The following is a 20,410-nucleotide window of genomic DNA, read 5'->3' as shown; positions in this document are numbered from 1 at the left end:
CGCGGGACGTCCGCGGCAGGCTTCAGACGAGGGGGGCCAGCGCTCGGGGCGGGCGCCGCAGCCCGTCGAGGTAGGGCGGGCGCAAGCGGCCGTCGGCATCGGGCCGCGGCAATGCGGCGCGCGGCGCGGCGAAGCCCGGCAACGCGGCATCGGCCAGCAGCCCCGGGCCGTCCGCTGCGCTCTCGGCCTGCGCCTGCGACATCGGGTCCGGCAGCGTCAGGCGGTCGAGCGCGCGTTCCGGCATCGCCACCTCGGACTGCAGGGCCCGGGCCGTGCTGTCGTGGCTCACATCCGCCGGCACGAGGATGCCGCAGCAGCACAGGAAGAGGGCGAACAGGAAGGCGTGGAGCCTGGAGATCATGGGTCGAATTGTAGGGGGGCGCGGCCGGCGCGTTGTCCTACAGCAGGGACTTTCGGGCGCCTACAGACTGTCACGAAGGGCGATCTAGCATCTGCATCCATGACAGCCCGACCCCGACTCGCCGACATCGACAGCCTCCTCCCACAGGCCGCCCCGGCACCGGCCGACATCGACTTCGATCTCGACGCGCACCACAGCACGGAGGTGCTGCTGGCGACGCACCAGGTGCTGGTGGCACGCTGCGTGATCGACTTCGCGGGGCGCGGCGAACCGGTGGAATCCGAGCTCGTGATTCCGCGCCGCGACTGCCAAGGCGACCGACCGCGCGGCATCGCGCTGTGGCGCGCGGCGCAGGAGCTGCTGGCGCAACTGCTGCTGCGTCGGCCCGGCGTGCACCCGACGATCCGCATCGCGATCGGCAGCGAACTCGTTCCGCTCGCCACCGCCTGAAGACGCAGGCCGACCCGGCCTGCCGCAGCCTCCGGTATCGTACGGAGGCTCGCATCCTTTTCCTCTCTCCCTCCATGCAAAGACGACAACTGCTGCGCGGCATGGCCGCGTCGGCCACGCTCCAGGCCCTGCTGGGCGGCGACGCTGCCGCGGCGGGCCTGAAGGCAATCGGCCAGGCCGAGGCCTTCGACTACGCGCTGCTCAAAGGCCGCGCCCGTGCGCTGGCTGCCAAGGCCTACCAGGCGCCGCGGTCGGTGCTGCCGAAGGCGATCGACTCGCTCGACTGGGACCGCCACCAAGCCATCCGCTTCCGACCCGACCACGCCTTGTGGGGCGACGACGAGCTGCGCTTCCGGGCGCAGTTCTTCCATCTGGGGCTGTTCTTCAAGTCGCCGGTGCGCATTCACGAGCTGGTGGACGGCCGGGCCCGCGAACTGGCCTACGACGCCGAGATGTTCGACTACGGCAAGAGCGGGGTGCAGGGCGGCCAGTTGCCGAGCGACCTGGGCTTCGCCGGCTTCCGACTGAACTTCCACACCGATCTCGAGCGCGACATCTCGGCCTTCCTGGGTGCGAGCTACTTCCGCGCGGTCGGCGGGGAGTGGCAGTACGGCCTGTCGGCGCGCGGCCTGGCTGTCGATACCGGCCTGCCGCGGCCGGAGGAGTTTCCGAACTTCGTCGCCTTCTGGCTGGAGAAGCCGGCGCGTCAGTCGAGCAGCATCACGGTGTATGCGCTGCTCGATTCGCCCAGCATCGCCGGGGCCTACCGTTTCGTCATCACGCCGGGCGACACGCAGGTGATGGACATCGATGCGGCGCTCTACCCACGCAAACCCATCGAGCGCCTGGGCATCGCGCCGCTGACCAGCATGTTCCAGTACGGCGAGAACGACCGCCGCGTCGCCAACGACTGGCGGCCAGAGGTGCACGACAGCGACGGCCTGCAGATGTGGACCGGCAGCGGCGAGTGGATCTGGCGCCCGCTCACCAATCCCGCCACGCTGCGCTTCAACGCCTACCAGGACGAGAACCCGCGCGGCTTCGGCCTGCTGCAGCGTGACCGCAACTTCGACCACTACCAGGACGATGGCGTGTTCTACGACAAGCGGCCCTGCGTGTGGGTGGAGCCGAAGACGGGTTGGGGGGCCGGCTCGCTGCAACTGGTGGAGATCCCGACCGCCGACGAGACCTTCGACAACATCGTCGCGTTGTGGAACCCGGCGCGCCCACCGCAGGCCGGCGAGGAGTTGCTGTTCGCCTACCGCCTCTACTGGGGGGCGCAGCCGCCGGCCCGGCCGCCGCTCGCGCACTGCGTGGCCACGCGCACCGGCCTGGGTGGCGTGATCGGACAGCCGCGCAAGTATTTCTCGTGGCGCTTCGCGGTCGATTTCGCCGGCGGCGACCTGTCGCTCATCGGGCCGAAGGCCAAGGTCGAGGTCGTCGTCAGTGCCTCGCGTGGCCGCGTGGAGATCACGTCGGCGCGGCCCTTGGCCTCGGTCTCGGGCTACCGGGCGATGTTCGACGTGGTGCCGCCGGCCGGTAACGAGCCGATCGATCTGCGCGTCTACCTGCGCTGCGACGGCCAGTCGCTCAGCGAGACCTGGCTCTACCAGTGGAGCCCGCCGCCCGCGGCCGAACGCAAGCTGGTCTGAGCGCGCGTCGAGATGCAACGACCGGTGTCCGGCCGGTCGCTACACTGCGCGCCTTCCCGATGATCTGCGGCCCGTTGCCGGGCCCCTCCCGAGTCCGTGGACAAGATCCTGCTGCAAATCGCCGCCGAGCTGAAGGTTCGGCCGGCCCAAGTCAATGCCGCCGTCGAACTGCTCGACGGCGGCGCCACGGTGCCCTTCATCGCGCGCTACCGCAAGGAGGCGACCGACAACCTCGATGACACCCAGCTGCGCGAGCTGGAAGCGCGCCTGGGGTACCTGCGCGAACTCGAGGAGCGCCGTGCCGCCGTGCTGAAGAGCATCGACGAGCAGGGCAAGCTCACCGCCGAACTGCGTGTCACGATCGAGGCGGCGCCGACCAAGCAGGAGCTCGAGGACCTGTATCTGCCTTACAAGCCGCGGCGTCGCACCAAGGGCATGATCGCCCGCGAGGCCGGCATCGAGCCGCTGGCCGACCGCCTGTTCGCGGACCCCACGCTCGACCCGCTGGTCGAGGCCGCCGCCTTCGTGGCCGGCTATGCAGGCGGCGCCGAGGCGCTGGCGACCGCCGGCTTCGCCGATGCCCACGCGGTGCTCGACGGCGTGCGCGACCTGCTGTCCGAACGCTGGGCCGAGGACGCGGCACTGGTGCAGTCGCTGCGCGGCTGGCTGTGGGACGAGGGCCTGCTGCGCTCCAAGCTGATGGACGGCAAGAACGAGCAGGACGCGGAGATCGCGAAGTTCCGCGACTACTTCGACTACGACGAGCCGATCCGCACCGTGCCCTCGCACCGCGCGCTCGCGGTGTTCCGTGGCCGCACGCAGGAGATCCTGGACGCGAAGCTGGTGCTCGACGAGGAGGTGCTGCCGGGCAAGCCGACGCTCGCGGAAGGGCGCATCGCGGTGCACCTGGGCTGGAGCCACGCCAAGCGCCCCGCCGACGAGCTGATCCGCAAGTGCGTGGCCTGGACCTGGAAGGTCAAGCTCAGCCTGAGCCTGGAGCGCGATCTGTTCGCACGGCTGCGCGAGGACGCCGAGAAGGTGGCGATCAAGGTCTTCGCCGAGAACCTGCGCGACCTGCTGCTCGCCGCGCCGGCCGGCAAGCGCGTGGTGATGGGACTGGACCCCGGCATCCGCACCGGCGTGAAGGTGGCGGTGGTCAGCGACACCGGCAAGGTGCTGGACACGGCCACGGTCTACCCGCACGAGCCGCGCAAGGACTGGGACGGCGCGATCCACACGCTGGGCCGGCTGGCCGCGACGCACGGCGTCAACCTGATCGCCATCGGCAACGGCACCGCGAGCCGCGAGACCGACAAGCTGGCGGCCGACCTGATCAAGCGCATCCAGCAACTGGCCCCGGGCACGCACATCGAGAAGGTGGTCGTCAGCGAGGCGGGCGCTTCGGTCTACTCGGCCTCGGAGTTCGCCAGCAAGGAGCTGCCGGAGCTCGACGTGAGTCTGCGCGGAGCGGTCTCGATCGCACGGCGACTGCAGGACCCGCTGGCCGAGCTGGTGAAGATCGACCCCAAGAGCATCGGTGTCGGCCAGTACCAGCACGACGTGAACCAGAGCGAACTCGCGCGCACGCTCGACACGGTGGTGGAGGACTGCGTCAACTCGGTCGGCGTCGATCTGAACACCGCGTCGGCGCCGCTGCTGTCGCGCGTGTCCGGGCTGTCGGGCGCGGTGGCGGCCGGCATCGTGCGCTGGCGTGACGCACACGGCGCCTTCCGCAACCGGCGCCAGCTGCGCGAGGTCGCCGGCCTGGGCGAGAAGACCTTCGAGCAGGCGGCCGGCTTCCTGCGCATCCGCGACGGCGACAACCCGCTCGACCTGTCGGGCGTGCACCCCGAGACCTACCCGGTGGTCGAGAAGATCATCGCCGCCGTCGGCCGACCTGTCGGCGATCTGATCGGCAACAGCGACGTGATCCGCAAGCTGCGGCCCGAGGCCTACGCCGACGAGCGCTTCGGCGCGATCACCGTGAAGGACATCCTCGCCGAGCTGGAGAAGCCTGGCCGTGACCCACGCCCGGACTTCAAGGTCGCGCGCTTCAACGACGGCGTCGACGACATCAAGGACCTGCAGGCCGGCATGACGCTGGAAGGCACGGTCAGCAACGTGGCGCAGTTCGGCGCCTTCGTGGATCTGGGCGTCCACCAGGATGGGCTGGTGCACGTGAGCCAGCTGGCGAACAAGTTCGTCAACGACGCGCGCGAGATCGTGAAGACCGGCGACATCGTCAAGGTCAAGGTGCTCGAGGTGGACCTGGCGCGCGGCCGCATCTCGCTGACGATGAAGCTCGACACCAGCGTGGCGCGCGGCCGCGACGGACGCGGGGAGGGCAGCGAGAACGGCTACCGGCCGGCGGGCCGCGACGAGCGTGCCCGCGGCGGTGCGCCGCGCGGCAGCTCACCCCAGCCCGCCGCCAGCGGCGCGATGGCCGCCGCGTTCGCGAAGCTGCAGACGCGGCGCTGAGCGCGTCTCAGGTGCGCGTTGCGCTGCGCCGGACCACCGGGTAGCGCACGCTGTCGGCCGGCATCGTCGACACGCGACGGACTGGCAGCGCGCCGAGCACGCGCGGCGCCGCCGACGGGCTGGACGCCTGCATCACGATGCGCATTGCTGCCAGGTCGCTGTGCGACAGACCGCCGGTCGCCACGGTCTGCGGAATCACCGCCACGCCGGTGGCCATCGCGAGGCCGACGGTCGCCAGGGCACGGCGCTGCCAGGTGGCGATGCCGCTGCCGCCGAGCGCCACGTCGTTGCGAGCGGCGGCTGGCACCGGTGCGCTGATCGTCGGGCGCACCACACCGGCGTAGCGCCAGGCGGCCTGCAGCACCGCCGGTGCACGCGATTCCTCGGGGATCAGCAGCCAGCCGCGGCGACGCCAGGCCAGGCCGAACTCGCTGCGGCTGGTGAGCACCGCCAGCGGCACGGCCAGCACCAGCGGCAGCGCCAGCGGCAGCACGCGCCAGGCCTCGCCGGGCTGACCCGCCAGCCACCAGGCCAGCGCCGCGGCGACGACCGCACCGATGACGCCGAAGCGCCCGATCGCCTCGCGCCAGCCGACCGCGGTGGCTTCCCGCGACGGCGATTTCCAGTTCAGCTTCAGTCCCGTCAGCGCACCCAGCACGAAGATCGAATGGGCCACCATGCGCACCGGCGCCTGCACGGCCGACATCAGCGCTTCGAGCAGCGCGCTGGTCACGAGGGTCTGGCGGCCACCGTAGCCGGCCTCCTGCCGGCGCCGGATCACCAGCAGCACCGCCAGCACGCGAGGCACCAGCAGCAGGGCGAGCGTGGCGCTCCACAGCATCATCTGCGCCAGCGGCAGGCCGGCGCCCTCGGTCGCGGCCTGCAGGCCGTCGCCCGCGAACCAGGGCAGCACGCCGAGCAGCACGAAGGCCAGCCAGATCGGCGAGGCCACATAGGACATGGCGCCGGTCACGAACATGGCCCGGTGCACGCCGGCGAAGCCCGGTTCGGCCACCAGCCGGGCGTTCTGCAGGTTGCCCTGGCACCAGCGGCGGTCGCGCGTGAGTTCGTCGATCAGGTGCGGCGGCGCCTGCTCGTAGCTGCCATCGAGCTCGGGCAGCAGCCAGACCTCGTAGCCGGCGCGGCGCATCAGCGCGGCCTCGACGAAGTCGTGCGACAGGATCTCGCCGCTGAGCCCGCCATTGCCGGGCAGCCGGGCCAGTGCGCAGTGCTTCATGAAGGGCTCGACGCGCAGGATGGCGTTGTGGCCCCAGTAGTGCGATTCGCCCAGCTGCCAGAAGCGCAGGCCGGCGCTGAACAGCGGGCCGGTCACCCGGCCGGAGAACTGCTGCAGGCGGGCGTGCAGCGAATCGTGGCCGCAGGAGCGCGGCGCGGTCTGGATGATGCCGGCCCTGGGCTGGGCTTCCATCAGACGCACCATCGTCAGCAGCGCGTCGCCGCTCATCACGCTGTCGGCGTCGAGCACCACCATGTAGCGGTAGTCGCGGCCCCAGCGGCGGCAGAAGTCGGCCACGTTGCCGGCCTTGCGCTTGGTGCGCCGCTGGCGCCAGCGGTAGTAGACGCGGCTGCTGTCGTAGCCGTCGGCGGCCAGCGCCTCGCGCAGGTCGCGCCAGGCGGCCAGTTCGGCGTCGCGCAGCGTCAGGTCGCCGGTGTCGGACAGCATGTAGACGTCGAAGCGGTCGAACGATCCGGCGCGCGACAGCGATTCGATGGTGGCGCGCAGGCCCGCCACCACGGTGGCGATGTCCTCGTTGCAGATCGGCATCACCACGGCGGTGCGGGCGTCCTCGGCGATCGGCCGGCCGGCCACGTCTTCGGGGCTCAGCGCGTGGTGGTCGCCGCGGCGCAGGCTCACGTAGCCCATCACCGCGGTCACGCAGCCGGCGGCCACCCAGGCGAACAGCAGCGCGAACAGGCCCGTCTGCAGCACGGCCCAGAGTCCGCTGTGGCCGGGCCCGGCGGCGCTGTCCAGCACCGCGGTGGCGAGGCCGGCGCTGCCGATCACCAGTGCCAGCAGCAGGCGGCGGCGCGCCGTCGCCGCGGCGAGCCAGGCCGGCGCCGGCTGCGTCTTGCGATGGCTTCGGGCACTGAACAGTCGACCCAGCCCGGCCGGCACGCCCGTCCAGGGCACCGGGGTCATGCTGCCCCGGCGGACCGGAGGCGCCGTTTCGGTGCGCGCCGGCGTGGGGCGCAAGGGGGCGGGGGTGACGGTGGCGTTCATTCCGGGGGCAGGGCGTAGGTCCATGTTTCGGTGAGCACGTTGGCACCGTCCTTCAAGAGAGCACGCAGCTCGACAGGCTGCTTGGCATCGAGGCGCTGGACCTTCAGGTTCAGGCGCCATCCCTTGGTGGCCGGGTTGCGGTAGACGTTCGCTAGCAAGACGCGTGCGTTGTCACTCGATGTGACAAACGCCTGAGGCGGGACGGTGGCCGACGGCGTGTCGAGCGGACCGCCGGCATAGTCGATGTGGAACTGCAACTCGCCGGGCTGCGGTGCTTCCAAACCCCGACCGAGGCGGGACTGCAGCACCCGGCCCAGGCGCAGAGGCGCCTGCGGGGCTGCGCCCTGCCAGAGCAGGGTGTAGCGCAGGGACAGCGGCTCGCCGGCGGCCGGCAGGCGCGCCGGGACCCAGTACGCCACCACGTTGTCGTTGGTCTCGTCGGGCGAGTGGAACTGCATCAGCTCGACGCGTCCGGCGCCCCAGTCGCCCTCGGGGCGCACCCACACGCTGGGCCGCTGTTCGTAGCGGGCCTCGGTGTCTTCGTAGCTGGAGAATGCGCGGTCGCGCTGCATCAGGCCGAAGCCGCGCAGGCCCGGCATCGCGAAGCTGGTGGTGAAGGGACGCTCCGGGTTCAGCAGCGGGCGCCAGAGCCATTCGCCGTCTTCGGTCTCGATCGACAGGCCGTCGGCGTCGTGCACCTCGGGCCGGAAATCGCCCACGGCCTGCAGCGGCCGTGGATGGTTTTCGCCGCCGAAGTACATGCTGGTGAGCGGGGCAATCCCGAGCGTGCTGACCGCGCCGCGCAGGAACAGGCGGGCCTGCACCGCGACCTCGGTCACGCGGCCCGGTCGCAGCTCGAAGCGGTAGGCGCCGGTGACGCGTGGGCCGTTGAGCAGCGCGTACAGCGTGAGCGTCTGCGCGCCGCGCGCCGGCCGCTCGATCCAGAACGCCTCGAAGACCGGGAACTCCTCCCCGGCACCGCCGGCGGTGTCGACGGCGATGCCGCGCGCCGAGCTGCCGTAGTGCTGGCCGGCACCCACGGCGCGCAGGTAGCTGGCCCCCAGGAAGACGACGAACTCGTCCTTGTAGCCCGGTCGGTTCAGGGCATGGTGGACGCGAAAACCGGCCAGCTCGGCCTGCGCCTGGCCGGCCACGGCGGCGGCGGCCGGCCCATAGTCGAAGGCGCCGGCAGGCACGTTCAGCGGCACTTCGCGGCCCTCGACCAGTTCGTGCACGCGCACTGGGCGGGTGTGGATGCCGCCGACATGGAAGAACTGCAACTCGAAGGGCAGGCCGGCATCACGCCACCACGCCGAGCGCGGCTGGAAACGGATGGCGCGGTAGTCGTCGTAGCTCAGTGCCGCGAGGCGAGGGTTCGCGGAGGGCGGCGGTTCGCGGTAGGGCGCGGCCGCCAGCGCCCGGGCGCGCTCGGTCAGCCCGTTCAGGTCGAAGGCCGCCTGCGCCTTCGCACCCATCAGGGCCCCCGCTGCGGCACAGCCCCAGATCAGCGATCGCGCCGAGCGGGAACGGGCACGACCCATCATGGGCTGGGAGAGGGTGGCGGCGTTCACGGGGTCGTGGAGGGAGCGATGGATTGGTGCAATGCAGCACGATTGTTGCGCGGACTGGCGCGGTTTGCAGCCCCCGGAACAATGAGGGTGTGAACGCATGTTCGCGGCATGCGCCGGTGCCGGCCATCGGCGGCCACCGACTGCGTCTGTAGGCCGCCGCCTACGCATGGCGGCGACCCCGCCTGCAGCCGGTAGCATGGGCCGATGACCACTCCCGCGTTGCGCATCTACGCTGGCCGCAGCGCCCGCGCCCACCTGGCCGAACACGGCCTGCGGTCGCAGGACGTGCGGGTGGTGGCCGGTGCCGCCGGCGGTCCGAAGGGGCTGGTGCTGGGGCCGATGGACCGCTACCTGTTCGGGCAGTGGCTGGCCGGCAGCACGCACACGGTCCACCTCGCCGGGGCGTCGATCGGTGCGTGGCGCATGGCGACGGCCGCGCTGGCCGATCCGCGGGCCGGCTTTGCGCGACTGACCGAGGACTACATCGCGCAGACCTACGAACTCGACCCCGGGCGCGCGCTGCCGAACGCGGCCCAGGTCAGCCGCGGCTTCGAGCAGGAGCTGCGCGCCTTCTTCGACGGACAGGTCGAGGCGCTGCTGGCCCATCCGCGCTACCGCCTGCACATCGTCACCTCGCGAGGCCGCCACGTGCTCGGACGCGAGGGCCGCGTGCGCACGCCGCTCGGCTATGCCGGCGCGCTGCTGAGCAACGCGCTCAGCCGCCGCACGCTCGGCGCCTGGCTGGAGCGCGTGGTGTTCTCCTCGCCGGGCGAAGCGCTGCCGGTCGACCTGAGCGACCTGCGGCACCGGCAGGTGCGACTGACGGCGGAGAACTTCCGCCCGGCCCTGCTGGCGTCGTGCTCGATCCCGTTCGCGCTGAAGGCGGTGCACGACATCCCCGGGGCCCCGCCGGGCGCCTACTGGGATGGCGGCATCACCGACTACCACCTGCACTGGAACTACCCGTCGATCAACCGCGACGCGGCACCGGGCCAGGGCCGGGCCGCCGGTCTGGTGCTGTACCCGCACTTCCAGAAGGCAGTGGTGCCCGGCTGGCTCGACAAGGCCCTGAAGCACCGCCACCACGCCACGCCCTTCCTCGACAACGTGGTGGTGCTGGCGCCCGACCCGGCCTGGGTGCGCACGCTGCCGCACGGCAAGCTGCCCGACCGCAGCGACTTCCGGCGCTACGCCACCGACCTGGCCGGCCGCATGGCGGTGTGGCGCCGCGCGGTGGCCGAGAGCGAGCGGCTGGCCGACGAGCTGGCCGTGGCGGTGGCGGCCGGGCCGGGGTTGACGGTCGAGCCGCTCTGAGTCCAGCTGCGCGGCGCGCCACAATCGCGGCATGGCCCTCGACGATCCGCTTGCCCCGCTGCCCGAGATCGCGCTCGGCACCTACGTCCACTACAAGGGCGCGCGCTACGAGGTGCTCGGCGTCGTGCGGCACAGCGAGACGCGCGAGCCGCTGGTGCTCTACCGCCCGCTGTACGGCGACTCCGGCCTGTGGGTGCGGCCGTTCGCGATGTTCACCGAATCGCTGACGGTCGACGGCCTGCTGCGACCGCGCTTCGCGTTCGAGCACGGCGGCACCGCGATCGACTGAGCAGCGCCCGGGACCGCTCACGCCGGCCGTCTTTACCTGGCAGCAATCAACGCCCCGTCCGGCACGGCGTTGAGCAGGGGTGGGCCCGACACCCGGGCCGCTGCGGAGACCCTACATGCCCAACTCCCTTTCCCTGTGGCGCCGGGCCCGGTTCGGCGTGCTGCTGATGCCGGCCCTGCTTGGCGGCTGTTATGTGGTGCCGGTCGTGCCGGTGCAACGGCCGATCTACGGCCCGGGCTACGACCGGCCCTACCCGAGGCCCTACTACCGCGGCTACTACCGCGTCGGCGAGGCGGTGGCGCCGGTGGTGGCTTCGGCCGCCGCCACCGGCGCGCCCGAGCCTCACATCGAGGCGGCCAGCATGTCCCGGTAATCGTCGGCGCTCGCAAGACGCGGGTTGGTCTTGTGGCAGTGGTCGAGCAGGGCGCCGCTGACGATGCGCTCCTGCCATGCCGCATCCACCCCCATCGCAGCCAGGCCGCCGGGCAGGCCGAGCCGGGCGTTCATGTCGACGAGCGCCGCCGGCAGGTCGGCGGCCGAGGCCAGGCCCATCGCCTGGGCCATGCGCTCCAGGCGCCGTTCGCCGCGCACGCTGTCGGCGTCGGCGTTGAAGCGCACCACGGCCGGCAGGAACATCGCATTGAGCGTGCCGTGGTGCAGACGGGGGTCGATGCCGCCGAGGCTGTGCGACAGCGAATGCACGCAGCCCAGCCCCTTCTGGAAGGCCATCGCGCCCTGCATCGACGCGCTCATCATCTGGCGCCGCGCCTCGCGGTCGCCGCCGTGGCGGGTGGCGCGCTCGATGTGGGCCCAGGCGCGCGCCAGGCCGTCGAGCGCGATGCCGTCGGCCGGCGGATTGAAGGCGGCCGACATGAAGGTCTCCATGCAGTGCGCCACCGCGTCCATGCCCGTGGCGGCGGTCAGGCCGGACGGCAGGCCGAGCGTCAGCTCCGGGTCGCAGATCGCGGCCTTGGGCACCAGGTGCCAGGAGTGGAAGCCGAGCTTGCGGTGGTCGTCCACGATCACGATCGCGCCGCGCGCCACCTCGCTGCCGGTGCCGGCGGTGGTCGGCACGGCGACCAGCGGGGCGGCGGCCGCGGTGATCCTCGGCGAGCCGCCCTCGATGGTGGCGTAGGTCTTCAGCTCGCCGGGGTGGGTGGCCAGGATCGCCAGCCCCTTGGCCAGATCGATGCTCGAGCCACCCCCCACCGCCACCAGCCCGTCGGCGCGGTGCGCGTCCCAGACCTCGCGGGCCGCACGCACGGCCGCCTCGGTGGGATTGGACGGCGTGCCGTCGAACACCGCGACGGGCAGATCCTTCATCGCGTCGAGCGCCTTCTGCAGCACGCCGGCCGCACGCACTCCGGCGTCGGTGATCACGAGCGGACGGCAGATGCCGACGCGCGCGCACTCGGCGGCAAGCTCGCGCACCGCGCCGAAATCGAACTGGACCTGGGTGACGTAGAAGATGCTGGCCATGCTGGTGTGCCTCGGGGCGCGCGGTTCGAGCCGGAAACGGCGGCTGCCAGTATGCTCGCGGCCGATGCCGTCCGCCGCCTTCCAGCCGCCCCCGCACGGACTGACCCCCACGATGCGCGACGTGCTCGACCGCATGCGCCGCGCCGGTCGGCCGCCGCTGCACACGATGGGCGTCGACGCCGCGCGCGAGGCCTACCGGCTCGGTGCCGAGATCCTCGATCTGCCGCGGGTGGCGCTGGCGCGCGTCGAGGACCTGCTCGTCCCGGCGCGCGACGGCCACCTTCTGCCGGCGCGCCTGTACGCGCCGAGCGGCGCGCGCCTGCCGGTGCTGCTCTACCTGCACGGCGGCGGCTTCACGATCGGCGGCCTGGACACCCATGACAGCCTGTGCCGGCAGCTCGCGCTGCAGGGGGGCGTGGCGGTGCTGTCGCTGGACTACCGGCTTGCGCCGGAGCACCGTTTTCCGGCCGCGGTCGACGATGCCTGGGACGCGCTGCAGTGGCTGGCGAGCGAGGGCGGCGCGCGGCTGGGGCTCGATGCCACGCGCCTCGCGGTCGGCGGTGACAGTGCCGGCGGCACCCTGTCCGCGGTGTGCGCGCTGATGGCGCGCGATGCCGACCTGCCGCTGGCGCTGCAGCTGCTGTTCTACCCGGGCACCGCCGCCCGGCAGGACAGCGACTCGCACCGCCGCTTTGCCGAGGGCGTGCTGCTGGCGCGCCCGCTGATCGACTGGTTCTTCGGCCACTACATCGCGACCGAGCACCGCGAGGACTGGCGTTTCGCGCCGCTGCTCGCGCCCGACCACGGCGGTGTCGCGCCCGCCTGGATCGGCCTGGCCGAATGCGATCCGCTGGTCGACGAGGGCGTGGCCTACGGCGACGTGCTGCGTGCCGCGGGCGTGCCGGTGCAGCTGGAGCTGTGGCGCGGCGTGGTCCACGATTTCATCAAGATGGGGCGGGCCGTGCCCGAGGCGCGGCTCGCGCACGCGGCGGCCGGCCAGGCACTGAAGGAGGCCTTCGCGTCATGACGCTCCAACGCAGCGACTTCCGCCACCTGCACGCCCTGCGGGTGCGCTGGGCCGAGGTGGACATGCAGCAGATCGTGTTCAACGGCCACTACCTGATGTACTTCGACACCGCGCTGGCCGACTACTGGCGCGCGCTGGCCCTGCCGTACGCCGAGTCGATGCAGCATTTCGGCGGCGACCTCTACGTGCGCAAGGCCACGCTGGACTACCAGGGTTCGGCGCGCTACGACGACGTGCTCGACATCGGCGTCCGCTGCACGCGCATCCGCACCTCGTCGCTGCTGTTCCACGGCGCGGTGCTGCGCGGCAACGACCTGCTGGTGAGCGGCGAGCTGGTCTACGTGTTCGCCGACCCGGCCACGCAGACCAGCCGGCCGGTGCCGCCGGCGCTGCGCGAGGTGCTGGAGGGCTTCGAGGCCGGCCAGTCCATGCTCGAGGTGCGCACCGGCGACTGGGCCGCGCTGGGCGAGGCGGCCCGCTCGATCCGCACCGAGGTCTTCATCGACGAACAGCGCATCCCGGCCGCGATGGAGTGGGACGCCTCCGATGCCACCGCGCTGCACGCGGTGGCCTGCAACCGCCTGGGCTTTCCGCTGGCGACCGGCCGCCTGGCGCAGGAGGCGCCGGGCCTGGCCCGCATCGGGCGCATGGCGGTGCGCCGGCCGCTGCGGGGCGGCCGGGCCGGGCGTGCGGTGCTGGACGCGCTGATCGCGCAGGCCGCCCGGCGCGGTGACCGCGAGATCGTGCTCAGTGCCCAGCTCTCGGCCGTGCCGTTCTACGCACGCGCCGGCTTCACGCAGAGCGGCCCGGGCTTCGAGGAAGCGGGCATCCCGCACGTGGAGATGCGCCGCAGCCTGTAGCGCGCCGGCATCGGCCGCGCTTGGTGCGACCGGCGCTGCGAGGCATCATGCCGGGATCATGACGAGGCAGCCCCGATGAGCACCGCAAGCGACGCACTGTTCAAGAAACTGGCCAACGACCTGGGCGTGGAGTTCTCCGAGGAGATCCGCGCCGTGCCGCACTACGAGGTGTCGGTCGAGCACGACGGCATCCTCTACGTCAGCGGCCAGATCCCGCGCATCCGCGGTGCGGTGGCGGTGGCAGGGCGCGTCGGCGCCGAGATCTCGCGCGAGGAGGCCCGCCACGCGGCCCGCATCTGCGTGGTGAAGGCGCTGGCCGTCGTGCGGCAGGCTGCCGGCGGCGATCTGAGCCGCGTGAAGCGCATCCTGCGCATGACGGTCTACGTGCAGAGCGCGCCGAACTTCACCGAGCACAGCGAGGTGGCCGATGCCGCCTCGGACATCCTCTACACGCTGTTCCAGCCGGGCGGCGGCCACACCCGCACCACGGTCGGCGTGGCCCAGTTGCCCAAGAACGCGGCGGTCGAGATCGACATGATCGTCGCACTGGGCGACCGCGAGGCGGGCAGCAGCACGTTCTGAGCGGCCGGGGCGGGCCGCGCCGCGGCTCAGGCCGTCGCGCTCAGCGCCTCGATGGCTTCACCCAGTTCCAGCCAGCGGGTTTCGAAGGCCTCGATCTGCTCGCTGAGCAGCTTGAGGCGCTTGCCGCGCTCGGCGCGTTCGGCCGCGGTCAGCGACGGGTCGGACAGGCTGGCCGCCAGGGCGTCGCGCTCCGGCACCGCCGTGGCCAGCCGGGCCTCGAGCTTGCCGAACTCGGCCTTCAGCGGCCGGGCCTGCTCGGCCGCCCGCTGGCGCGCCTGGGCCTGTGCCTTGCGATCCTCGCGGCGGTCGACGGGCTCGTCCTGGGCTTTCGAGGGCTTCGCCGCCGCCTCGACCACGGTCGGCGCTGCGGTCGCGCCCCGCGCCGCCTGGGCGTAGGCGCGGGCCTGCTCGCGCGACTGCTCCAGCAGCCAACGCTGGTAGTCGTCGAGGTCGCCGTCGAACTCGCGCACGCCGCCGGCGGTGACGAGCCAGAACTCGTCGCAGACCTCGCGCAGCAGCGCGCGGTCGTGGCTGACCAGCATCACGGTGCCCTCGAACTCGTTGAGTGCCAGGGACAGCGCCTCGCGGGTGGCGAGATCGAGGTGGTTGGTCGGTTCGTCGAGCAGCAGCAGGTTGGGGCGCTGCCAGACGATCATCGCCAGCACCAGCCGCGCCTTCTCGCCACCGCTGAGCGAGCCGACCGGCTGGTGGACCATGTCGCCGGTGAAGCGGAACTGGCCCAGGAAGTTGCGCAGCTCCTGCTCGCGCGCGCCCGGCGACACCTGCTTGGCGAGCCGGATCATGTGCTCCATCGGCCCGCTCTCGGGCGTCAGCACGTCCATCTCCTGCTGGGCGAAGTAGCCGATCGCCAGGCCCTTGCCCTCGGTGACGCTGCCGCCCAGTGCCGGCAGGGCGCGCGCCAGCGTCTTGACCAGCGTCGACTTGCCCTGGCCGTTGGCGCCGAGGATGCCGATGCGCTGGCCCGGCATGACCGAGCGATCGATGTCGCGCACGATGGTGATCGGCTCACCGCCTTCGACCACGTAGCCGCAGCGCATCTCGCGCATCGCGAGCATGGGGTTGGGCAGGTTGTCGGGCTCCCGGAATTCGAAGGCGAAGTCGGCCGCGGTCAGCACCGGAGCGATCTTCTCCATGCGTTCCAGCGCCTTCACGCGGCTCTGTGCCTGCTTGGCCTTGCTGGCCTTGGCCTTGAAGCGGTCGATGAAGCGCTGCAGCTGCGCCACCTTCTCCTGCTGGCGACCGAACGCGGCCTGTTGCTGGCTCATGCGCTCGGCGCGCATGCCCTCGAAGGCGCTGTAGTTGCCGCCGTAGCGCGTGAGCTGGGTCTCCTCGAGGTGCACCGTCACGCGGGTGATGGCGTCGAGGAACTCGCGGTCGTGGCTGATGACCAGCATCGTGCCCTCGTAGCGCTGCAGCCAAGCCTCCAGCCACACCAGTGCATCGAGGTCGAGGTGGTTGGTGGGCTCGTCGAGAAGCAGCAGGTCGCTCGGGCACATCAGCGCGCGGGCCAGTTGCAGCCGCATGCGCCAGCCGCCGGAGAAGCTGTTGACCGGCGCATCGAGCTGCGCGCTCTTGAAGCCCAGGCCCAGCATCAGCGCCTGTGCCCGCGGCGAGGCGTCGAAGGCGCCGACCTCGGCCAGCAGGCCGTGCGCCTCCCCGATGGCGTTGCCGTCATCGGCCGCCTCGGCCGCCGCCAGCGCGGCCTGCGCCTCCATCAGTCGGGTGTCGCCTTCCAGCACGAAGGCGGTGGCCGGCTGGTCGGTCTCGGGCATGTTCTGCGCCACCTCGGCCATGCGCCAGCGCGGTGGGATCGAGAAATCGCCGGCGTCGGCCTGCAGCCGGTGCGTCAGCAGCGCGAACAGCGAGGACTTGCCGGCGCCGTTGCGACCGACCAGACCGACCTTCTCGCCGGGGTTCAGCGTGAGGTTGGCGCCTTGCAGCACGATCTTGGGGCCGCGACGCAGGGTGAGATTCTTGAGAACGATCATGAGGACAGCAGGGAAGCCCGGGTCAGCAGCAGCACCTGGTCGTCGCCGGCGCTGGTTTCGAGCCACACGGCCTCGAGGGTGGGAAAGGCGCGCTCGAAGTGAGCGCGCTCGTTGCCGATCTCCAGCACGAGCACGGCATCTTCGGTCATCTGCGCCGGCGCGTCTTGCAGCAGCTTGCGCACGAAGTCCATGCCGTCCTCGCCGCCAGCCAGCGCCAGCTCGGGTTCGGCCTGGTACTCGGGCGGCAGCCCCGCCATCGACGCGGCGTTCACGTAGGGCGGGTTGCAGAGGATCAGGTCGTAGGGTCCGTGCACGCGCGCCAGCCCGTCGGAGCGCAGCAGCGTGATGCGATCGCCCAGGCCGTGGGCGTCGACGTTGATCTTCGCCACCGCGAGCGCGTCCTCGGAGAGGTCGCTGCCGTCGACCCGCACCTCGGGCCAGGCCATCGCGGCCAGCACCGCCAGGCTGCCATTGCCGGTGCACAGGTCGAGCACGCGGCGCGTGTGGGCGCCGAGCCAGGCGTCGATCGTGCCGTCGGCCAGCAGCTCGGCGATGAAGCTGCGCGGCACGATGGTCCGCTCGTCGACGTAGAAGGCCACGCCCTGCAGCCAGGCCTGCTTGGTCAGGTAGGCGGCTGGCAGGCGTTGGCGGATGCGGCGGTCGATCAGTGCGTCGACCACCAGCCGCTCGGTGGCGGACACCGGCCGGGCGGCGTGCTCGTCCAGCCCGTCGAGCGGCAGGTCCAGTGCCCATTGCACCAGCCAGGCCGCCTCGTCGAAGGCATTGGTGGTGCCGTGCCCGAACGACAGCCCCGCGCCCTGCAGGCGCGCGGCCTGGGCCTCCACCAGCTCGATCAGCGTCATGCGACCAGGCGCTCGAGCGTGCTGCGGTAGATCTCCTTCAGCGGCTCGATCTCGGCCACCGCGACGTGCTCGTCGATCTGGTGGATGCTGGCATTGACCGGCCCGCATTCGACCACCTGCGGGCAGAGGGTGGCGATGAAGCGGCCGTCGGAGGTGCCGCCGGTGGTGGACAACTCGGTCGTGCGGCCGGTCACCTGCAAGATCGCGCGGCCCAGCGCCTCGGTCAGGCTGCCGGGGCGCGTGAGGAAGGGCCGACCGCCCAGCGTCCAGTCGATCGTGTACTGCAGGCCGTGGCGGTCCAGCACCGCGGCAAGGCGCTGCTGCAGGGTCTCCGGCGTCGACTCGGTCGAGAAACGGAAATTGAAGTCGACCACCGCCTCACCCGGGATGACATTGCTCGCGCCGGTGCCGGCGTGCAGGTTCGAGGCCTGCCAGCTGGTCGGCGGGAAATGTTCGTTGCCGCCGTCCCAGACCACCTGTACCAGTTCAGCCAGCGCCGGCGCCACCGCGTGGATCGGGTTCTTCGCCAAGTGCGGGTAGGCGATGTGACCCTGCAGGCCTTGCACGACCAGCCGGCCCGACAGCGAGCCGCGGCGGCCGTTCTTGATCATGTCGCCCACCGCGTTCACCGAGGTCGGTTCGCCGACGATGCAGCCGTCGAGCCGCTCGCCACGCTCCTGCAGCCAGCGCACCACCTGGGTGGTGCCGTCGAGCGCCGGGCCTTCCTCATCGCTGGTCAGCAGCAGCGCGATCGAACCCGCGTGCCGGGGACACGCCGCGACGAATTCCTCGATCGCGACCACCATGCAGGCGATCGAGGTCTTCATGTCGGCCGCGCCGCGCCCGTAGAGACGGCCATCGCGGTGGCTGGGCACGAACGGGTCGCTGGTCCATCGCTCCAGCGGGCCGGTGGGCACCACGTCGGTGTGGCCGGCGAAGACGAGCATGAAGCCGTCGGCGGAACGGCCGCGGCGCACGGCCCACAGATTGGTGACGCGGAAGTCGTCGGGGCCGCTCTCGAGGGTGTGGCAATCGAAGCCCTGCGCCTGGAGCCGCTGCGCGACCAGCGCCTGGCAGCCGGCGTCTTCGGGCGTGACGGAGGGGCGCGCGATCAGTTGCTCGGCGAGCGCAAGCGCCGTCGGGGGCAGGGCACTCATCCGCGCGATCGACTCACAGCGCGCCGAAGTTCGTGCGGCGATCGTCCTGCCGCACGTCGAGCGTGATGTCGGTGAACGACGGCCCCTCGTCCTTTTCTTCCTTCTTCGGCACCAGCTTCGACTGCGTGGGGCTGTCGTTCTGCAGGCGCCACATCAGGTTGGTGGGGGAGTCGGCATAGCTCAGGCCCTCGTCGCGGGTGATCACGCCGTCGTTGATCAGGCGGGCGAGCTCCTGCTCGAAGGTCTGCGAGCCCTCGGCCAGCGACTGCTCCATCGCCTCCTTGACGCCCGGGAAGTCGCCCTGCGCCATCAGGTCGGCCACCAGCTTGGTGTTGAGCAGCACCTCGACGGCCGGCACCCGCCCGCCCTGGGTCGAGCGCACCAGGCGCTGCGATACCACCGCCTTGAGTGCGGAGGACAGGTCGCCCAGCAGGGCCGGGCGCGCCTCGGGCGTGTAGAAGCTCAGGATGCGGCCCAGCGCGTGGTAGCTGTTGTTGGCGTGCAGCGTCGAGACCACCAGGTGACCCGACAGCGCATAGGAAATCGCCGCGGTCATGGTCTCGCGGTCGCGGATCTCGCCGATCAGGATGCAGTCGGGCGCCTGGCGCAGCGCGTTCTTCAGGCCGATCTGCAGCGACTGCGTGTCGCGGCCCACCTCGCGCTGGTTGACGATCGCCTTCTTGTTGGTGAACAGGAACTCGATCGGGTCCTCGATGGTGAGGATGTGGCCGGCGAGGTTGCGGTTGCGGTGCTCCAGCATCGCGGCGAGCGTGGTGCTCTTGCCGGTGCCGGTGGCGCCGGCCAGCAGGATCAGGCCGCGCTTCTCGAGGATCAGCGTGTTCAGGATCTCCGGCAGCTTCAGCGAATCGAGCGTCGGGATCTCCACCGGGATGCAGCGGAACACCGCGGCGACGGAGCCGCGCTGCCGGAAGGCGCTGAGCCGGAAGCTGCCGACGCCCTGCAGGCCGATACCCATGTTCAGCTCGCCCAGCTCCTCCAGCTCCTCGAGCTGCTTGGGTGTCAGCAGCTCGGCCAGCAGCTGCCGCGGCTGCTCCGGCGTGAGCGACTGGTCGGACAGCTGCAGCAGCTGCCCGTTGATCTTGATCTGGATCGGCGCGTTGGCCGTGAGGTAGACATCCGAGGCCCGCTTCTCGGCCATCAGCCGCAGCACCCGCTCCATGTTTCCGCTCATCGCACCGACCCTTCCCGTTGAGTGTTCCGGTCGCCGCTCCGTCGCCGACCGATCAGGCGCCGCGCAGCAGCTCGTTGATGCTGGTCTTGGCGCGCGTCTGCGCGTCGACCTTCTTGACGATCACCGCACAGTACAACGAGTACTTGCCGTCCGCGCTGGGCAAATTACCGGAAACCACGACCGATCCCGCGGGCACGCGGCCGTAGCTCACCTCGCCGGTGGCGCGGTCGTAGATCTTGGTGCTCTGGCCGATGTAGACGCCCATGCTGATCACCGAGTTCTCCTCGACGATCACGCCTTCCACCACCTCGGAGCGGGCGCCGATGAAGCAGTTGTCCTCGATGATGGTCGGGTTGGCCTGCAGCGGCTCCAGCACGCCGCCGATGCCCACGCCGCCCGACAGGTGCACGTTCTTGCCGATCTGCGCGCAGGAGCCCACCGTGGCCCAGGTGTCGACCATGGTGTTCTCGTCGACGTAGGCGCCGATGTTCACGTAGCTGGGCATCAGCACCGCGCCCTTGGCGATGAAGCTGCCGCGCCGGGCCACGGCCGGCGGCACCACGCGCACACCGGTGGCGCGCATCGCGTCCTCGTCGAGGTGGGCGAACTTGGTGTCGACCTTGTCGAAGAAGCCCAGGTCGCCGGCCCGCATGATCTTGTTGTCGGTCAGCCGGAAGCTCAGCAGCACCGCCTTCTTGACCCACTGGTTCACCTGCCACTGGCCGACGCCCTGGCGCTCGGCCACGCGCAGGCGGCCCTTGTTCAGGTCGGAGATGACCTGCTCGACCGCCTCACGCACTTCGGGCGCGCTGGCCGCGGTGAGGGTGGCGCGGGACTCCCACGCGGCGTCGATGGTCGATTGCAGTTGGGTATGGGACATGGAG

General features: G+C 71.4%; 18 protein-coding genes. 9 read left to right on the top strand and 9 right to left on the bottom strand.

From position 1 onward, the window contains the following. Window positions 1–22: 22 nt before the first annotated feature. Window positions 23–361, bottom strand: a complete 339-nt coding sequence (locus C1M51_RS18735; RefSeq protein ID WP_129452004.1) for a hypothetical protein — start codon at window positions 359–361, stop codon at window positions 23–25. Between the two features lie 99 nt (window positions 362–460). Here C1M51_RS18735 and C1M51_RS18730 point away from each other — a divergent pair, with 99 nt between their 5' ends. The 3 genes from C1M51_RS18730 to C1M51_RS18720 all read left to right on the top strand — a co-directional run bounded on the left by C1M51_RS18730 (window position 461) and on the right by C1M51_RS18720 (window position 4,941). Beyond that, window positions 461–811 (top strand): hypothetical protein, encoded by a 351-nt coding sequence (locus C1M51_RS18730; protein ID WP_129452003.1) that lies wholly within the window; start codon window positions 461–463, stop codon window positions 809–811. Window positions 812–885: 74 nt separating this feature from the next. Continuing rightward, a complete protein-coding gene (locus C1M51_RS18725; RefSeq protein ID WP_129452002.1) occupies window positions 886–2,463 on the top strand; it encodes a glucan biosynthesis protein in 1,578 nt (525 codons plus the stop codon). A 96-nt stretch (window positions 2,464–2,559) separates the two neighbouring features. Beyond that, complete coding sequence (locus C1M51_RS18720) at window positions 2,560–4,941, top strand: Tex family protein (protein WP_129452001.1); 2,382 nt, start codon at window positions 2,560–2,562, stop codon at window positions 4,939–4,941. Window positions 4,942–4,948: 7 nt separating this feature from the next. Here C1M51_RS18720 and mdoH read toward each other — a convergent pair whose 3' ends face one another. Together mdoH and C1M51_RS18710 are read right to left on the bottom strand one after the other, a co-directional pair. Beyond that, the gene (gene mdoH, locus C1M51_RS18715) at window positions 4,949–7,102 is read right to left on the bottom strand and encodes a glucans biosynthesis glucosyltransferase MdoH (protein WP_129452000.1); all 2,154 of its coding nucleotides are present in this window, start codon (window positions 7,100–7,102) and stop codon (window positions 4,949–4,951) included. Window positions 7,103–7,179: 77 nt separating this feature from the next. Then, on the bottom strand, window positions 7,180–8,754 hold the full coding sequence (locus tag C1M51_RS18710; RefSeq protein ID WP_242499826.1) for a glucan biosynthesis protein G: 1,575 nt from the start codon (window positions 8,752–8,754) through the stop codon (window positions 7,180–7,182). Between the two features lie 204 nt (window positions 8,755–8,958). On the opposite strand from C1M51_RS18710, the gene C1M51_RS18705 reads away from it, so the two are divergent. From C1M51_RS18705 to C1M51_RS18695, 3 genes are all read left to right on the top strand, one after another. Further along, window positions 8,959–10,068, top strand: coding sequence for a patatin-like phospholipase family protein (locus C1M51_RS18705; protein ID WP_129451999.1), 1,110 nt, complete (start codon window positions 8,959–8,961; stop codon window positions 10,066–10,068). A 31-nt stretch (window positions 10,069–10,099) separates the two neighbouring features. Then, on the top strand, window positions 10,100–10,357 hold the full coding sequence (locus C1M51_RS18700) for a DUF1653 domain-containing protein (RefSeq protein ID WP_129451998.1): 258 nt from the start codon (window positions 10,100–10,102) through the stop codon (window positions 10,355–10,357). Between the two features lie 115 nt (window positions 10,358–10,472). Beyond that, window positions 10,473–10,730, top strand: a complete 258-nt coding sequence (locus C1M51_RS18695; protein ID WP_129451997.1) for a hypothetical protein — start codon at window positions 10,473–10,475, stop codon at window positions 10,728–10,730. On the opposite strand, the gene C1M51_RS18690 is transcribed toward C1M51_RS18695, so the two are convergent. Next, window positions 10,700–11,836, bottom strand: a complete 1,137-nt coding sequence (locus C1M51_RS18690) for an iron-containing alcohol dehydrogenase (protein ID WP_129451996.1) — start codon at window positions 11,834–11,836, stop codon at window positions 10,700–10,702. The genes C1M51_RS18695 and C1M51_RS18690 overlap by 31 nt on opposite strands. 112 nt (window positions 11,837–11,948) lie before the next feature. Between C1M51_RS18690 and C1M51_RS18685 the strand changes: the two genes are divergently transcribed. The 3 genes from C1M51_RS18685 to C1M51_RS18675 all read left to right on the top strand — a co-directional run bounded on the left by C1M51_RS18685 (window position 11,949) and on the right by C1M51_RS18675 (window position 14,305). Next, entirely contained in the window at window positions 11,949–12,863 is a 915-nt protein-coding gene (locus tag C1M51_RS18685; protein ID WP_242499825.1) for an alpha/beta hydrolase, read from the top strand. Beyond that, complete coding sequence (locus C1M51_RS18680; protein ID WP_129451994.1) at window positions 12,860–13,723, top strand: YbgC/FadM family acyl-CoA thioesterase; 864 nt, start codon at window positions 12,860–12,862, stop codon at window positions 13,721–13,723. The genes C1M51_RS18685 and C1M51_RS18680 overlap by 4 nt, the downstream gene beginning before the upstream one ends. A 75-nt stretch (window positions 13,724–13,798) precedes the next feature. Next, window positions 13,799–14,305 carry a RidA family protein gene (locus C1M51_RS18675; protein WP_011829397.1) on the top strand — a complete coding sequence of 169 codons (507 nt, stop codon included), beginning with the start codon at window positions 13,799–13,801 and terminating at the stop codon, window positions 14,303–14,305. A 26-nt stretch (window positions 14,306–14,331) separates the two neighbouring features. Here C1M51_RS18675 and C1M51_RS18670 read toward each other — a convergent pair whose 3' ends face one another. Genes C1M51_RS18670 through dapD form a run of 5 tightly spaced genes read right to left on the bottom strand, consistent with a single transcriptional unit; the run spans window position 14,332 to window position 20,406 of the window. Further along, window positions 14,332–16,314, bottom strand: a complete 1,983-nt coding sequence (locus C1M51_RS18670; RefSeq protein ID WP_129451993.1) for an ABC-F family ATP-binding cassette domain-containing protein — start codon at window positions 16,312–16,314, stop codon at window positions 14,332–14,334. After that, window positions 16,311–17,177, bottom strand: a complete 867-nt coding sequence (gene prmB, locus C1M51_RS18665; RefSeq protein WP_129451992.1) for a 50S ribosomal protein L3 N(5)-glutamine methyltransferase — start codon at window positions 17,175–17,177, stop codon at window positions 16,311–16,313. Before prmB ends, C1M51_RS18670 begins: the two co-directional genes overlap by 4 nt. After that, window positions 17,174–18,325: a succinyl-diaminopimelate desuccinylase gene (gene dapE / locus C1M51_RS18660; protein ID WP_129452279.1), complete on the bottom strand. Its 1,152-nt coding sequence runs from the start codon at window positions 18,323–18,325 to the stop codon at window positions 17,174–17,176. The genes prmB and dapE overlap by 4 nt, the downstream gene beginning before the upstream one ends. A gap of 22 nt (window positions 18,326–18,347) precedes the next feature. Then, window positions 18,348–19,526 (bottom strand): PilT/PilU family type 4a pilus ATPase, encoded by a 1,179-nt coding sequence (locus C1M51_RS18655; RefSeq protein ID WP_129451991.1) that lies wholly within the window; start codon window positions 19,524–19,526, stop codon window positions 18,348–18,350. Window positions 19,527–19,578: 52 nt separating this feature from the next. Next, window positions 19,579–20,406, bottom strand: coding sequence for a 2,3,4,5-tetrahydropyridine-2,6-dicarboxylate N-succinyltransferase (dapD, locus tag C1M51_RS18650; RefSeq protein WP_129451990.1), 828 nt, complete (start codon window positions 20,404–20,406; stop codon window positions 19,579–19,581). Window positions 20,407–20,410 lie beyond the last annotated feature (4 nt).

It is taken from the genome of Methylibium sp. Pch-M (assembly GCF_004136295.1).
In the GTDB taxonomy this organism is placed as follows: domain Bacteria; phylum Pseudomonadota; class Gammaproteobacteria; order Burkholderiales; family Burkholderiaceae_C; genus Methylibium; species Methylibium petroleiphilum.
The sequence above is the reverse complement of the archived record's forward strand: the minus strand, read 5'-3'. Positions and strand labels throughout refer to the sequence as shown.